Here is a 14549-nt window from a genome sequence, read left to right as displayed (position 1 = left end):
TTCTATCTTTTCTAGCAAAGTCATAACATTTACTAGACTAGCAAGGAGAGGTGGAACAATGAAACCTTTTAAATCGAACGGACTTGTAGTAACCATTCAAGGGACAAGCTTGCTGAAAGCCATAGGCGGATTTTTGCTTTTTCTTTTTATGATATTTTCAATAAGCGGAGCATTAACTTCATTAAAGCCGGAATACAGAATCAGCTCCTCCTCAGTTAATTCTGCCGCGAACAGCCTGACAGGAGAAATGCTTTATCATTTTCTTGGATGGGAAAACCACTCATTTCTCCAGGGGGTTTCTGAAACCAGTTCTCCCCCGGGCATTGCCAATTTGGTTTTTAAGCTATCCACAAATGTCAATTTGGATGATCCCAGAAGCCTTTTGGGAAGGGAGCTTCCATTCTTCTCTATTTATGACAGTAAGATTCTTGTTGCTGGTGAAGGAACGGATTATACAAACATGCCTGTGGAATCTTCTCCTCCTATCGAAGTGCTGATGGCAGAACAGGAAGCAGCCCTGCAAAACACCGAAGGACTTGAGCCTGACGGTGATTCGAAACAATCGAAAACACCGCCGATGTCAACAGGTGATAAAAAACCGGTCTATATTTACTTTTCGCACAATACTGAATCCTATCTTCCTTATTTAAAGGGTGTAACCAATCCTGATGCAGCCTATCATTCCAAAATTAACGTTACTAAGATTGGTGATAAGCTTAAAGAAGAGATGGAGAGCAAAGGAATAGGGACCTTTGTCGACAAAACGGATATCCAGGGGAATTTAAGCAAGAAAGGATTAACGTATGGACGCTCCTATCAGGAATCCAGAGAAGTTGTTCAGGCTGCAATTACGTCCAACCGGGATTTGTCTTACTTAATCGATATTCACCGTGATTCAAAAAGAAAAAAAGATACAACGAAAGAAATAAACGGAGAGTCTTATGCCAAATTAGCTTTCATTATTGGCGGAAATAACCCGAACTATGAAAAGAACTTAAAATTTGCGAAAGAGCTGCATGATAGATTGAACGTTAAGTACAAAGGGTTAAGCAGGGGAATCATGAAAAAGGAAGGTGCAGGGACAAATGGCAACTTCAATCAGGATTTATCGGGAAATGCCATTCTCATTGAATTTGGCGGAGTTGATAATACGTTTGAAGAATTAAACCGTTCGGCAGAAGCAATCGCAGAAGTGTTCAGTGAATATTATTGGCAGGCCGAGGAAGTAAATTCATCAGCTGGCGGTGAATCTGAAAAGAAATAGTATTAGGATGATGCGGAATGAAAATATTTATGCTAAAAGCTCTTTTTCTGGCAGCCCTTATGTTTGTCTCAGTATTATTTGGAATGCAGCAGGCAAATGAAGGAATCCACAGAATGAAGGGTTTCCATGACGAAGATTTCAAAAGTGCCCTAACCTTAAATGAAACCAATGAAGGTGAAGTGCAGGCATCTGTCCTGGGGAATGATCTGTCCAGCCATGATCTTCAGCAGAAAAAAGAAAAGCTTGAAGAGATGAAAGCATATAACTTTTTTTCATCTCTGGGAAAAAGTATATCCGAAGGTTTATCAGAGCTGACAGAAAAATCGGTCGCATTCATTACAGACTTAATAACCGGAAAATAGGCTGCTCAAGAGGGCAGCCTTATTTTTTTTGGACGGTTAAAGACGTAAAGCTTAGCATTGAATCTTCACAAACGTACTGATATAATCAAAAATAGTGTATAAACTAAAAGGACTATTTAAAATTGAACACACTTGGCTCCAGGCGCCTGTCTTAAGGCGCTTGCGCTTTTCTTATAGTAGGAGTTGAATTATTTATAATGAACAGAGAAGAGAGACTAAAAAGGCAAGAGAAAATAAGGAATTTTTCGATCATTGCCCATATTGACCATGGCAAGTCGACTTTGGCGGATAGGATCCTTGAAAAAACCAATGCGCTGACATCGCGCGAAATGAAGGATCAGCTCCTTGATTCCATGGACCTCGAAAGAGAGCGAGGCATCACGATCAAGCTTAATTCCGTCCAGCTAAAATATAAAGCTAAAGATGGAGAGATATACACTTTTCACTTAATTGATACCCCGGGACACGTCGATTTTACATATGAAGTATCCCGAAGTCTGGCAGCCTGTGAAGGTGCAATCCTGGTTGTGGATGCGGCTCAGGGTATTGAAGCGCAGACCCTTGCAAATGTATATCTGGCCTTGGATAACGATCTTGAGATTCTTCCGATCATCAATAAAATTGACCTTCCAAGTGCGGATCCGGAACGGGTGCGCAATGAGATCGAAGAAGTCATCGGCCTCGATGCTTCTGAAGCGGTACTTGCTTCAGCAAAAGCAGGAATCGGCATTGAAGAAATCCTTGAACAGGTCGTTGAAAAAGTGCCCGCTCCAGTAGGTGATCCGGATGCCCCTTTAAAGGCGCTTATATTTGACTCCCTTTATGATGCCTACCGTGGAGTAGTAGCCTACATCCGTGTGGTGGAAGGTACGGTTAAAGTAGGGGATAAAATTAAAATGATGGCAACTGGCAAAGAGTTTGAAGTTACTGAGGTTGGTGTGTTCACTCCTAAATCCACTCCATTGCCTGAATTGTCAGTTGGAGACGTCGGCTTTTTGACTGCTGCAATCAAAAATGTTGGCGATACACGTGTAGGTGATACCATCACAAGTGCGAAAAATGGTGCAGCCGAAGCTCTTCCTGGGTACAGAAAGATGAATCCGATGGTTTATTGCGGACTTTATCCAATAGACAGCGCCAAGTTCAATGATTTGCGTGAAGCACTTGAAAAACTGGAACTGAACGATTCTGCCCTGCAGTTTGAGCCTGAAACGTCACAAGCGCTTGGCTTTGGATTCCGCTGCGGTTTCCTTGGATTGCTTCACATGGAAATTATTCAGGAGCGCATTGAGCGCGAATTCAAAATTGATTTGATTACAACAGCACCAAGTGTTATTTATGATGTCATCCTGACTGATGGCACAGAGGTTAATGTGGATAACCCATCCAATATGCCTGATCCGCAAAAGATTGACCGTGTAGAAGAGCCTTATGTAAAAGCTACAATGATGGCGCCGAATGATTATGTGGGAGCCATAATGGAACTTTGCCAGCAAAAACGCGGCATCTTTATTGATATGCAATACATGGATGAAACAAGAGTTAACATTATATATGAAATTCCTTTATCGGAAATTGTTTATGATTTCTTTGATCAGCTGAAATCCAATACAAAAGGATATGCTTCTTTTGATTATGAATTAATTGGGTACAAGCCATCAAAACTTGTTAAAATGGATATCTTGTTAAATGCAGAAAAAGTAGACGCATTAAGCTTTATCGTTCATAAGGATTTTGCTTATGAAAGAGGAAAAGTAATCGTTGAGAAGTTAAAAGAGCTAATTCCCCGTCAGCAGTTTGAGGTTCCTATTCAAGCGGCGATCGGCCAGAAAATTGTAGCCCGCTCAACCATTAAAGCCATCCGCAAAAATGTATTGGCGAAATGTTATGGCGGAGACATCTCCCGTAAGCGTAAATTATTGGAGAAGCAGAAAGAAGGTAAAAAGCGGATGAAACAGGTCGGTTCTGTTGAAGTTCCGCAGGAAGCCTTCATGGCAGTCTTGAAGATGGATGATAACAGCCCTAAAAAGTAAAATATTTGCTTTGTTTTAAGAGGTTAGATATGCTGTCATAATAATAACAGCACTAACCTCTTTTTTATTGAATGTGTTTTAAAACTTGTTGCTTTCCAGTGGCTAAATCATTAAAACATTAAGTTGATTGGAGCAAAAGGCCCGAGATTCTCGAAAATGCTGCCGCATTTTCTTCGTGCGGTGCTGATTCAAGGAAGCTTATTCATCGTCCTGCGGGAGCAGCGTGCCAGGGGAGACCCCAAAGACGCAGAGCGTCGAGGAGCTTCGGGAGCCCCGTGGGAAAGCTTGAGTGCCTGCAGCGGAAGTCAACGGATGAATTCAAAAAGCTATATAAATTAAGTGGAAAGCGATTGAATGATGAAAGTAGTGAAATAAATGATTAAAGCAGCTTATATACACATCCCATTTTGTGAACATATCTGTCATTACTGTGATTTTAATAAAGTGTTCTTGAAGAACCAGCCAGTTGGAGAATATCTGGACTCTCTTGACAAAGAGATGAATCTTGCTTTGAAAGAAGTACCTGCATCCCGCCTTGATTCCATCTTTGTAGGAGGCGGTACGCCAACTGCGCTGAACGGGAAACAGCTTGAAAAGCTTTGCGGCACTATCAAAGGGCAGCTTCCCTATGACTCTTTCACGGAATATACATTCGAAGCTAACCCGGGAGATCTCTCTGAGGAAAAACTTCAAATATTGCATGATGCTGGAGTCAACCGGCTCAGCTTTGGCGTTCAGACCTTTAACGATGAACTCTTAAAAAGAATTGGAAGGTCACACAGAGCAAGAGACGTTTTTCAGTCAATTGAAGCTGCAAAAAAAGTCGGGTTCGATAACATCAGTATCGATCTTATATATAGTCTTCCTGGCCAGACACTTCAGGATTTTAAGGATACACTCGAAACATCATTTACACTGGATATTGCCCACTATTCCGGCTATTCGCTGATCATTGAACCCAAGACGGTATTCTATAATCTGATGAGGAAGGGAAAACTGCCAACTCCTGGAGAAGATGTGGAAGCTGAGATGTATGAATTATTAATGGAACAAATGGGCAAACACGGCTTTGCGCAATATGAAATCAGCAATTTTGCAAAACCAGGCTATGAAAGCCGGCATAACATCACTTATTGGGATAATGAATGGTACTTTGGCTTTGGGGCTGGCGCACATGGCTATGTAAAAGGGCTTCGCCGTTCAAACCACGGCCCCCTGAAAAAATATATGGAGCCTATTGAAAACGGCCGGCTTCCGATCCTGGAAGAGCATAAGGTACCCCTGGAAGAACAGATGGAAGAGGAAATGTTTCTTGGACTGAGAAAAACAGAAGGTGTCTCAATAAGTCGCTTTAAAGAGAAATTTGGCAAAGATCCGCTGGAGCTGTTTAAAGTCCAAATTAAACAGCATGCTGAAAAAGAATTAATTATTGCAGAGGAAGACCATATTAAATTGACAAGGCGAGGACGCTTCCTTGGAAATGAAGTATTTCAGTCCTTTATAGGGTAATCAGGCATGGGGATTGCGTCGGGAAAAAAGAAAGCCAAATTATTGACACTGCACGTTTGATTTGATAATTTATTAGTAGAATTAGCACTCAGGAACAAAGAGTGCTAACAGAGGTGATAACTGTGTTAACAGATCGTCAATTATTAATTTTTCAAGTAATTGTTGATGATTTTATTCAAACTGCACAGCCTGTCGGGTCGAGAACCTTGTCGAAAAAAGAAGAAATTTCTTTTAGTTCCGCGACGATCAGAAATGAGATGGCTGATTTAGAGGAACTTGGGTTTATTGAAAAAACACACACCTCATCGGGGAGGATTCCATCTGAAAAAGGGTACCGCTACTACGTGGATCACCTTTTATCCCCGCAAAAATTAAATCAGCATGATATCCACAAAGTGCAATCTATCTTTGCGGAAAGAATCTATGAGCTCGAGAAAATCGTTCAAAGATCGGCAAAAATTCTATCTGAGCTGACAAACTATACATCCATTGTCCTCGGGCCTGCAGTAAGGGATAACAAGCTGAAGAGAATTCAGATCGTTCCCTTGAATAAAGAAACAGCGATAGCAATTATTGTCACAGATACTGGCCATGTGGAGAACAGGATGTTCCACTTGCCGGAAAACATTGATGCCGGTGATTTGGAGAAGGTTGTTAATATCCTTAATGACCGGCTTGCCGGTGCACCATTGGAAAGTCTGAACAATAAGTTATATAAAGAAGTTGCCGTTCTTTTAAGGCATCATATCAATAATTACGATCTAATGCTGAATTCAATTGCCGATACAATCAAGATACCGGCCTATGATAAGCTTTTCTTCGGCGGTAAAACAAATATGCTCAGCCAGCCCGAGTTTCATGATATTGAAAAGGTTAAAAACCTCATGAATATGATCGAGCAGGAAAAAGGCATATATGATTTAATCCGTAAAAATAAGTCAGGGATCAATATAAAAATCGGCCGGGAAAATAATAATTCAGCAATGGAAAACTGCAGTCTGATTACAGCAAGCTATTCGATCGGCACCGAACAGCTCGGTACCATTGCCATTCTGGGGCCGACCAGAATGGAATATTCAAGAGTCATAAGCTTATTGAACTATATCAGTGCAGACCTATCAGCTGTTTTATCTAAACTGTATCAAAACAGGTGATGGTGGAGATATTGATTAAGGGTGGAAAAACCTTTCCACTCCTTTCCTTATGGTTTTTATTTCGAAGAAACACCCATTCTTTAAGGGAGGTGAACATGTTGGCAGAGGAGAAAGACACACTAAACCAAGAATTAAATGAACAAACCAACGAACCTGAAGGAACCGAAAATGAGGCTCCTATTGAAGAGGTATTTGCGGAGGCAGAAGCAGAAGCTGGTGCTGATGAGGGAAGCACTGATGCAGAGCTTACAGCAGCGAAAGCGAAAATAGCTGAACTGGAAGGCAAGCTGGAAGAGGAAGAGAATCGCATCTACCGCCTTCAGGCTGATTTTGAAAATTCCCGGCGCCGTGCAAGGCTTGACCTTGAAGCGTCTGAAAAATATAGAGCACAGAGCTTAATCTCCGATTTGCTGCCTGCAATTGACAATTTTGAGAGGGCTCTTCAGATGGAAGCTGAAAATGAACAGGCTAAATCTATCCTTCAAGGGATGGAAATGGTTTACCGCAGCTTGCTGGAGGCTATTAAAAAAGAAGGCGCAGAACAGATTGAAGCAGTTGGGAAAGAATTCGATCCTCATTTACACCAGGCTGTGATGCAGGTGGAAGATGAGAATTTTGATTCCAATATCGTGGTCGAAGAATTTCAAAAAGGCTACAAGTTAAAGGATAGAGTCATTCGTCCATCAATGGTTAAAGTAAATCAATAACTACATATTTGGGGAGGTAAAGAACATGAGCAAAATTATCGGAATCGATTTAGGTACAACAAACTCATGTGTCGCTGTCCTTGAAGGCGGCGAACCAAAAGTAATTCCAAATCCGGAAGGCAACCGTACAACACCTTCAGTTGTTGCGTTTAAGAACGGCGAGCGCCAGGTCGGAGAGGTCGCAAAGCGCCAGTCTATTACAAACCCGAACACAATCATTTCCATTAAACGCCACATGGGAACTGATCATAAAACTGAAATCGAAGGAAAAGAATACTCGCCTCAAGAGGTTTCTGCTATTATTCTTCAATATTTGAAATCTTATGCAGAAGACTATCTTGGCGAGAATGTTACTAAAGCAGTAATCACAGTTCCGGCATATTTCAACGATGCTGAGCGTCAGGCTACAAAAGATGCAGGCAGAATTGCCGGCCTGGAAGTTGAACGAATCATCAACGAACCTACTGCTGCAGCGTTGGCTTATGGTCTTGATAAAATGGATGAAGACCAGACAATTCTTGTTTATGACCTTGGCGGCGGTACTTTTGACGTGTCTATCCTTGAACTTGGCGATGGAGTATTTGAGGTAAAATCCACTGCCGGAGATAACCGTCTTGGCGGAGACGATTTTGACCAAGTAATTATTGACTACCTGGTTGATCAATTCAAAAAAGAGAATGGCATTGACCTTGCCAAAGATAAGATGGCTCTTCAGCGTTTAAAAGATGCCGCTGAAAAAGCGAAAAAAGATCTTTCAGGTGTGACTTCAACGCAAATCTCGCTTCCGTTTATCACGGCTGGGGAAGCAGGACCTTTACACCTTGAAGTTACACTTTCAAGAGCTAAATTTGAAGAACTGTCTGCAGACCTTGTAGAACGCACAATGGGACCTACACGCCAGGCGTTAAAGGATGCTGGATTGACTCCTTCAGAACTTGATAAAGTTATCCTTGTCGGCGGTTCAACTCGTATTCCTGCCGTACAGGAAGCAATCAAGAAAGAAACAGGAAAAGAACCGCATAGAGGAGTTAACCCTGATGAAGTTGTTGCAATGGGTGCAGCCATTCAGGGCGGTGTAATAACAGGTGACGTCAAGGATGTTGTCCTATTGGACGTAACTCCTTTGTCACTTGGCATTGAAACAATGGGTGGAGTGTTCACTAAGCTGATTGAACGCAATACAACCATCCCAACATCAAAATCCCAAGTGTTCTCAACTGCTGCTGATAACCAGTCAGCTGTTGATATCCATGTGCTTCAAGGGGAACGCCCGATGGCTGCAGATAATAAAACACTGGGCCGCTTCCAGCTTGGCGATATTCCTCCTGCTCCTCGTGGAGTGCCTCAAATCGAAGTATCTTTCGATATCGACAAAAATGGTATCGTGAACGTACGCGCTAAAGACTTGGGCACAAATAAAGAGCAGGCCATTACGATTAAATCTTCAACAGGATTATCTGATGAAGAAATCGAAAAAATGGTAAGAGAAGCTGAAGAAAATGCGGAAGCAGATAAGAAGCGCAAAGAAGAAGTTGAACTCCGCAATGAAGCGGATCAGCTGGTATTCACTACCGAAAAGACTCTAAAAGATCTTGAAGGCAAAGTGGATGAAGCTGAAGTGAACAAAGCAAATGAAGCAAAAGATGCCCTAAAGGCTGCAATTGAAAAGAACGATTTGGATGAAATCCGTGAGAAGAAAGATGCCCTGCAGGAGGTTGTCCAGGCGTTAACAATGAAACTTTATGAGCAGGCTCAAGCTGCTCAGGGTGCACAGGGTGCAGAAGGCACTGAAAGCAAAAGTGACGACGATAATGTCGTCGATGCTGAGTTCGAAGAAGTTAAAGACGATAAATAAATCATCAATTAAATGATGGTGTGATCTACACACCAGCTACAGGTTCACATCAAAAGTCAAAGTCAGGTTTTTCTTGGCTTTGGCTTTTATTTCTGTTTGAAGCAATCCATTAAATATGCATAAAAGTGTTTTTTGCCCCTTGCCCTATGAGTGGACCGGGGTCCTTTCTTTGGGGAAGCGGCAAATGCCAATGCATAATTCTCTGCATTAGAAGTGTGTATTGCGGTTGCGGAATATAATTAGAGAATGATACAATAACCTTTATGTGAAATGAATCGGGGAGTGGTAATCATGAGTAAAAGGGATTACTATGAAGTTCTTGGAATCAGCAAAGGTGCATCCAAGGATGAAATTAAGAAGGCTTATCGAAAGCTTTCAAAAAAATATCATCCTGATATTAATAAAGAGCCTGATGCAGACGAGAAGTTCAAGGAAGTTAAAGAAGCATATGAAGTCCTCAGCGACGACCAGAAAAAGGCCCACTATGATCAATTCGGGCATACGGACCCTAATCAGGGCTTTGGCGGAGGCGGATTTGAAGGGTTTGGCGGATTCGAAGACATCTTCAGCACCTTCTTCGGAGGAGGCTCCCGCCGGCGTGATCCAAATGCCCCAAGACAGGGTGCAGACTTGCAGTACACCATGTCCTTATCCTTTGAGGAAGCAGTATTTGGCAAAGAGACGGATATTGAAATTCCGCGTGAAGAAACGTGTGAGACATGCAGCGGATCAGGCGCAAAGCCAGGAACTAAGCCGGAAACATGCCGTCACTGTCATGGATCAGGTCAGCTGAATGTAGAACAAAATACGCCATTTGGCAAGATAGTAAATAGAAGGGTTTGCCACTATTGTAACGGCACCGGCAAAGAAATCAAGGAGAAGTGCACTACTTGCCGAGGAACTGGTAAAGTACAAAAACGCAGGAAGATACATGTGAAAATTCCTGCAGGCATTGATGATGGCCAGCAGCTTAGAGTGGCTGGTCAAGGGGAACCCGGTGTAAATGGAGGCCCTCCTGGCGATCTTTATGTCGTATTCCATGTTCGTTCACATGAATTCTTTGAGCGTGATGGCGATGATGTATATTGTGAGATGCCTATTACGTTTGTGCAGGCAGCCCTTGGCGATGAGATCGAAGTGCCTACACTGCATGGAAAAGTAAAGCTGAAAGTCCCATCAGGCACACAAACAGGAACAAAATTCCGTCTAAAAGGAAAAGGTGTCCCTAATGTCAGAGGATATGGAACAGGGGATCAGCATATTATTGTCCGTATTATTACTCCGACAAAGCTGACAGAAAAACAGAAGCAGCTTTTAAGCGAATTTGCTGAAATCAGCGGAACAGTTCCTCAGGGAGAACAGGAAGAAAGCTTTTTTTCGAAAGTAAAACGAGCCTTTAAAGGTGAATAAAGGAATGGAGTTGGTAGTAGTGAAATGGTCAGAAATCAGTATTCATACTGCAAATGAAGCTGTTGAACCGATTTCGAATATTTTGCATGAAGCCGGAGCAAGCGGAGTTGTAATTGAGGATCCTTTAGAACTTGTAAAAGAAAGAAAGGACCAATTCGGTGAAATCTACCAGCTCAATCCGCAGGATTATCCTGAAGAAGGCGTAATTGTAAAAGCGTATCTGCCAGTAAATAGTTTTCTCGGTGAAACTGTCGATGAAATAAAAGAAGCCATCAATAACCTGATATTATTTAACATTGACATTGGGGCAAATAAAGTCAGCATCAGTGAAGTAAATGAAGAAGAATGGGCTACTGCCTGGAAAAAATACTATAATCCTGTAAAAATTTCAGAACGTTTTACAATTGTCCCAACCTGGGAGGATTACACACCTGTCAGCAGTGATGAACTTATCATAGAGCTTGACCCTGGAATGGCCTTTGGAACGGGAACACACCCTACAACGGTGATGTGTATACAAGCACTTGAAAGAACAGTAAAACAGGGTGATAAAGTTGTAGATGTAGGAACAGGATCGGGAGTTTTAAGCATTGCAGCAGCTATGCTCGGTGCTGAGAAGGTGAAAGCACTTGATCTTGATGAAGTGGCAGTAAATTCAGCTAAATTAAATATTAAGCTGAATAAAGTGCAGGATATAGTTGAGGTTTCACAAGGGAACCTGCTCGATGGTGTCAGTCAGGGAGCTGATGTGGTCGTTGCCAACATCCTGGCAGAAGTGATTCTCAGATTTACTGATGATGTTGCATCTGTCGTAAAGGAAGGCGGGCACTTTATCGCTTCAGGCATTATCCAGCAGAAGAAACAGGAAGTAAGAGATGCTATTTCCGCAGCGGGATTTGAAGTTGAAGAAACCATTCAAATGGAAGATTGGGTTGCTATTGTGGCAAGGAGAAAGCAATAATGTAAAAAAGGGGGTAATGAACTTACCCCCCTTTTACAGTTGAAAGAATTCTGGACAGGCAAGAAAGAGGGTGCAGATTGTGCAGCGGTATTTCACAGAGAATGCTGTAAAAGAAAATGTCTTTCTAATTAAAGGGGAAGACCGCCATCATATTGTAAAAGTAATGCGCATGAAAGAAGGCGATCAGATTATCTGTGTTGATCAATCCCAAAATAGTGCACTTTGCGCAATTGCAGAAATTACCGATGAACATGTGGCTGCAGAAGTTGTACAATGGATTGAAGGGTCTTCTGAGCTGCCTGCCAATATTACGATTGTGAGCGGACTGCCTAAAGGGGATAAGCTTGAGTGGATCATTCAAAAAGGCACTGAGCTGGGAGCACACCGTTTTATCCCTTTTACTTCAGCCCGTTCAGTAGTAAAATGGGATGCGAAGAAATCTGTGAAAAAAGCAGAGAGATGGCAGAAGATTGCTAAAGAAGCTGCTGAACAGTCACACAGGACCATGGTGCCTGAAGTGTTTGCACCTCTTGATTTGAAGTCATTGCTGAAATTATCTGGAGATTATTCATATAAATTGATTGCCTTTGAGGAAGAAGCGAAGCAGGGAGAGGACTCTGTGCTCTATAAAACACTTACCTCTATGAATAAAGGACAATCGCTTATGGTTGTATTCGGGCCTGAAGGCGGTCTTTCTGACAATGAAGTTTCATTGCTGCAGGAAGCAGGCTTTGTTGCCTGCGGATTGGGGCCACGTATTTTAAGAACAGAGACAGCACCTCTCTATTTGCTGTCAGCTGTTTCCTATCATTTTGAATTAATGGGGTGAAATTAGATGCCTGCAGTTGCATTTCATACACTTGGCTGCAAAGTCAATCATTACGAAACAGAAGCCATTTGGCAGCTTTTCAAAGAAGCTGGCTATGAACGGACAGACTTTGAATCCGTTTCAGATGTATATGTAATTAATACATGTACGGTTACAAATACTGGTGATAAGAAAAGCCGCCAGGTAGTCAGAAGGGCAATCAGGAAAAACCCTGATGCGGTTATCTGTGTAACGGGCTGTTATGCACAAACCTCACCGGCTGAAATTATGGCGATTCCTGGTGTGGATATCGTTGTTGGCACCCAGGATCGAGTAAAGATGCTTGAATATATCGAGCAGTATAAACAAGAACGGCAGCCGATTAATGGTGTTGGAAACATCATGAAGAATCGTGTCTACGAAGAGCTTGATGTTCCGGCATTTACCGATCGGACACGTGCTTCCCTTAAAATTCAGGAAGGCTGCAATAATTTCTGTACTTTCTGCATTATCCCCTGGGCGCGCGGTTTAATGAGATCCAGGGATCCAAAAGAAGTAATCCGGCAGGCGCAGCAGCTGGTTGATGCCGGATATAAAGAAATTGTTCTGACTGGAATCCATACAGGCGGGTATGGCGAAGACATGAAAGATTATAATCTGGCTATGCTTCTTAGGGATCTGGAGGCTCAGGTAAAAGGTCTTAAACGTTTAAGAATTTCTTCAATTGAAGCCAGCCAGATTACCGATGAAGTTATTGAAGTTATGGATCAGTCCAAGGTTGTTGTAAGACACTTGCACATTCCTCTTCAGTCTGGCTCAAATACTGTCCTTAAGAGAATGCGCCGCAAGTATACCATGGAGTTCTTTGCTGAGCGTCTTGAGCGCTTGAAGGAAGCTCTCCCAGGTTTGGCTGTTACATCAGATGTTATCGTTGGCTTCCCGGGAGAAACAGAAGAAGAATTTATGGAAACCTACAACTTTATTAAAGAACATAAATTTTCCGAGCTTCATGTATTTCCTTATTCAAAGCGTACAGGAACACCTGCAGCGAGAATGGACGACCAGATTGATGAAGAAATTAAAAATGAGCGTGTCCATCGCCTGATTGCATTATCAGATCAGCTTGCAAAAGAATACGCATCTCAGTATGAAGGCGAAGTTCTTGAAGTGATTCCGGAGGAAAGCTTTAAGGAAAGCAGTGACAGCAGTTTATTTGTCGGCTACACTGACAATTACTTGAAAGTCGTCTTCCCGGCGGCAGAAGAAATGGTCGGCCAGATTGTAAAAGTTAAGATTACAAAAGCTGGCTACCCTTACAATGAAGGTCAATTTGTTAGAGCCCTTGATGAATTGAATGAAACAGAAGAGGCTGCAGTTTAGTGGAATTACCTAAGGGTAATTCCTTTTTTTATTAAGCTGTTATTGTTTAGTTTATTGCTCTTAAAATAACTAAGTTACTGAGTTGATTGGAGTGGAGGGCACTTGATCCTCGAAAATGCTGAAGCATTTCCTTCGTGCGGTGCTCATTCCAGGAAGCTTAATCAATGTCCTGCGGGAGGAGGCTCCCGTTGCTCCCTGCGGAAAGCAGGTGCCCCGTGCTGAAATCAAAGGGGATGAATTCCTAAGCAAAAACATCAATCTACGAGAAAAGTGATTTTGATTAATTTATTAATATCTTTTGGGAAAAACTACTTTCGAAAACGATTACAAAAAACATAAATAGTGCTCGATATTTTATTATCTAAGTGATATTATGTAAGAGGTACGTACAACTAACTGTTTTTTAAAAGGAGTAGTTACAATGACAAATAACGTAGCAAAAATGATCGATCATACATTACTTAAAGCCGATGCAACAAAAGACCAAATTGAGAAAATCTGTGCCGAGGCTAAAGAATACAATTTCGCGTCAGTTTGTGTAAACCCGGCATGGGTCAAACTTTCAAGCGACTTGCTTAACGGGACTGAAGTGAAAGTCTGCACGGTAATCGGCTTCCCGCTGGGAGCTTCCACACCTGAAACAAAAGCATATGAAACAAAGAATGCCATCGAAAACGGTGCAACAGAAGTAGATATGGTCATTAATATTGGCGCTTTAAAAGGCGGAGACAATGAGCTAGTGGAGAGAGATATCCGTGCGGTTGTTGATGCTGCCAAAGGAAAGGCACTAACAAAGGTTATTATCGAAACCTGTCTTCTTACTGAAGAAGAAAAAGTTCGTGCATGTGAACTTTCTGTAAAAGCAGGGGCTGACTTTGTTAAAACATCTACAGGATTTTCAACAGGCGGAGCAACTGCAGAAGATATCGCCCTGATGAGAAAAACTGTCGGCCCGGAAATCGGTGTTAAAGCTTCAGGCGGTGTCAGAAGCGCTGAAGATGCACAGAAAATGATTGATGCAGGTGCAACGAGAATTGGGGCAAGCTCTGGCGCTGCTATTGTCAACGGTTTAACAAGCGATTCGGATTACTAAGAAAAGCGGAAGG

At 42.2% G+C, this 14549-nt stretch carries 13 protein-coding genes; all 13 read left to right on the top strand.

Features of this window, described 5'->3' with window-relative positions:
* The first annotated feature begins 58 nt into the window (after window positions 1–58).
* Window positions 59–1264 (top strand): stage II sporulation protein P, encoded by a 1206-nt coding sequence (gene spoIIP, locus NR125_RS05745; protein ID WP_009333024.1) that lies wholly within the window; start codon window positions 59–61, stop codon window positions 1262–1264.
* Between the two features lie 17 nt (window positions 1265–1281).
* The gene (locus NR125_RS05740; RefSeq protein WP_009333023.1) at window positions 1282–1626 is read left to right on the top strand and encodes a YqxA family protein; all 345 of its coding nucleotides are present in this window, start codon (window positions 1282–1284) and stop codon (window positions 1624–1626) included.
* A gap of 197 nt (window positions 1627–1823) precedes the next feature.
* Window positions 1824–3659, top strand: a complete 1836-nt coding sequence (gene lepA / locus NR125_RS05735; protein WP_009333022.1) for a translation elongation factor 4 — start codon at window positions 1824–1826, stop codon at window positions 3657–3659.
* 375 nt (window positions 3660–4034) lie between these two features.
* Window positions 4035–5168, top strand: coding sequence for a radical SAM family heme chaperone HemW (gene hemW / locus NR125_RS05730; RefSeq protein ID WP_009333020.1), 1134 nt, complete (start codon window positions 4035–4037; stop codon window positions 5166–5168).
* 122 nt (window positions 5169–5290) lie between these two features.
* Window positions 5291–6322: a heat-inducible transcriptional repressor HrcA gene (hrcA, locus tag NR125_RS05725; RefSeq protein WP_009333019.1), complete on the top strand. Its 1032-nt coding sequence runs from the start codon at window positions 5291–5293 to the stop codon at window positions 6320–6322.
* A 95-nt stretch (window positions 6323–6417) separates the two neighbouring features.
* Window positions 6418–7029, top strand: coding sequence for a nucleotide exchange factor GrpE (grpE, locus tag NR125_RS05720; RefSeq protein ID WP_009333018.1), 612 nt, complete (start codon window positions 6418–6420; stop codon window positions 7027–7029).
* Between the two features lie 25 nt (window positions 7030–7054).
* Entirely contained in the window at window positions 7055–8884 is a 1830-nt protein-coding gene (dnaK, locus tag NR125_RS05715; protein WP_009333017.1) for a molecular chaperone DnaK, read from the top strand.
* A 291-nt stretch (window positions 8885–9175) separates the two neighbouring features.
* The gene (gene dnaJ / locus NR125_RS05710) at window positions 9176–10294 is read left to right on the top strand and encodes a molecular chaperone DnaJ (protein WP_009333016.1); all 1119 of its coding nucleotides are present in this window, start codon (window positions 9176–9178) and stop codon (window positions 10292–10294) included.
* Window positions 10295–10313: 19 nt separating this feature from the next.
* Window positions 10314–11255, top strand: a complete 942-nt coding sequence (gene prmA / locus NR125_RS05705) for a 50S ribosomal protein L11 methyltransferase (RefSeq protein WP_009333015.1) — start codon at window positions 10314–10316, stop codon at window positions 11253–11255.
* A 79-nt stretch (window positions 11256–11334) separates the two neighbouring features.
* The gene (locus NR125_RS05700) at window positions 11335–12084 is read left to right on the top strand and encodes a 16S rRNA (uracil(1498)-N(3))-methyltransferase (RefSeq protein ID WP_009333014.1); all 750 of its coding nucleotides are present in this window, start codon (window positions 11335–11337) and stop codon (window positions 12082–12084) included.
* Between the two features lie 6 nt (window positions 12085–12090).
* The gene (gene mtaB / locus NR125_RS05695; protein WP_256814797.1) at window positions 12091–13443 is read left to right on the top strand and encodes a tRNA (N(6)-L-threonylcarbamoyladenosine(37)-C(2))-methylthiotransferase MtaB; all 1353 of its coding nucleotides are present in this window, start codon (window positions 12091–12093) and stop codon (window positions 13441–13443) included.
* Between the two features lie 115 nt (window positions 13444–13558).
* Entirely contained in the window at window positions 13559–13717 is a 159-nt protein-coding gene (locus NR125_RS05690) for a hypothetical protein (protein ID WP_256814796.1), read from the top strand.
* Between the two features lie 147 nt (window positions 13718–13864).
* The gene (gene deoC, locus NR125_RS05685) at window positions 13865–14536 is read left to right on the top strand and encodes a deoxyribose-phosphate aldolase (RefSeq protein WP_009333011.1); all 672 of its coding nucleotides are present in this window, start codon (window positions 13865–13867) and stop codon (window positions 14534–14536) included.
* Window positions 14537–14549 lie beyond the last annotated feature (13 nt).

The organism is Cytobacillus sp. Bac17 (genome assembly GCF_024519925.1).
GTDB classification, from domain to species: domain Bacteria; phylum Bacillota; class Bacilli; order Bacillales; family Cytobacillaceae; genus Cytobacillus; species Cytobacillus pseudoceanisediminis.
This window is presented reverse-complemented; position numbering and strand designations above follow the sequence as displayed.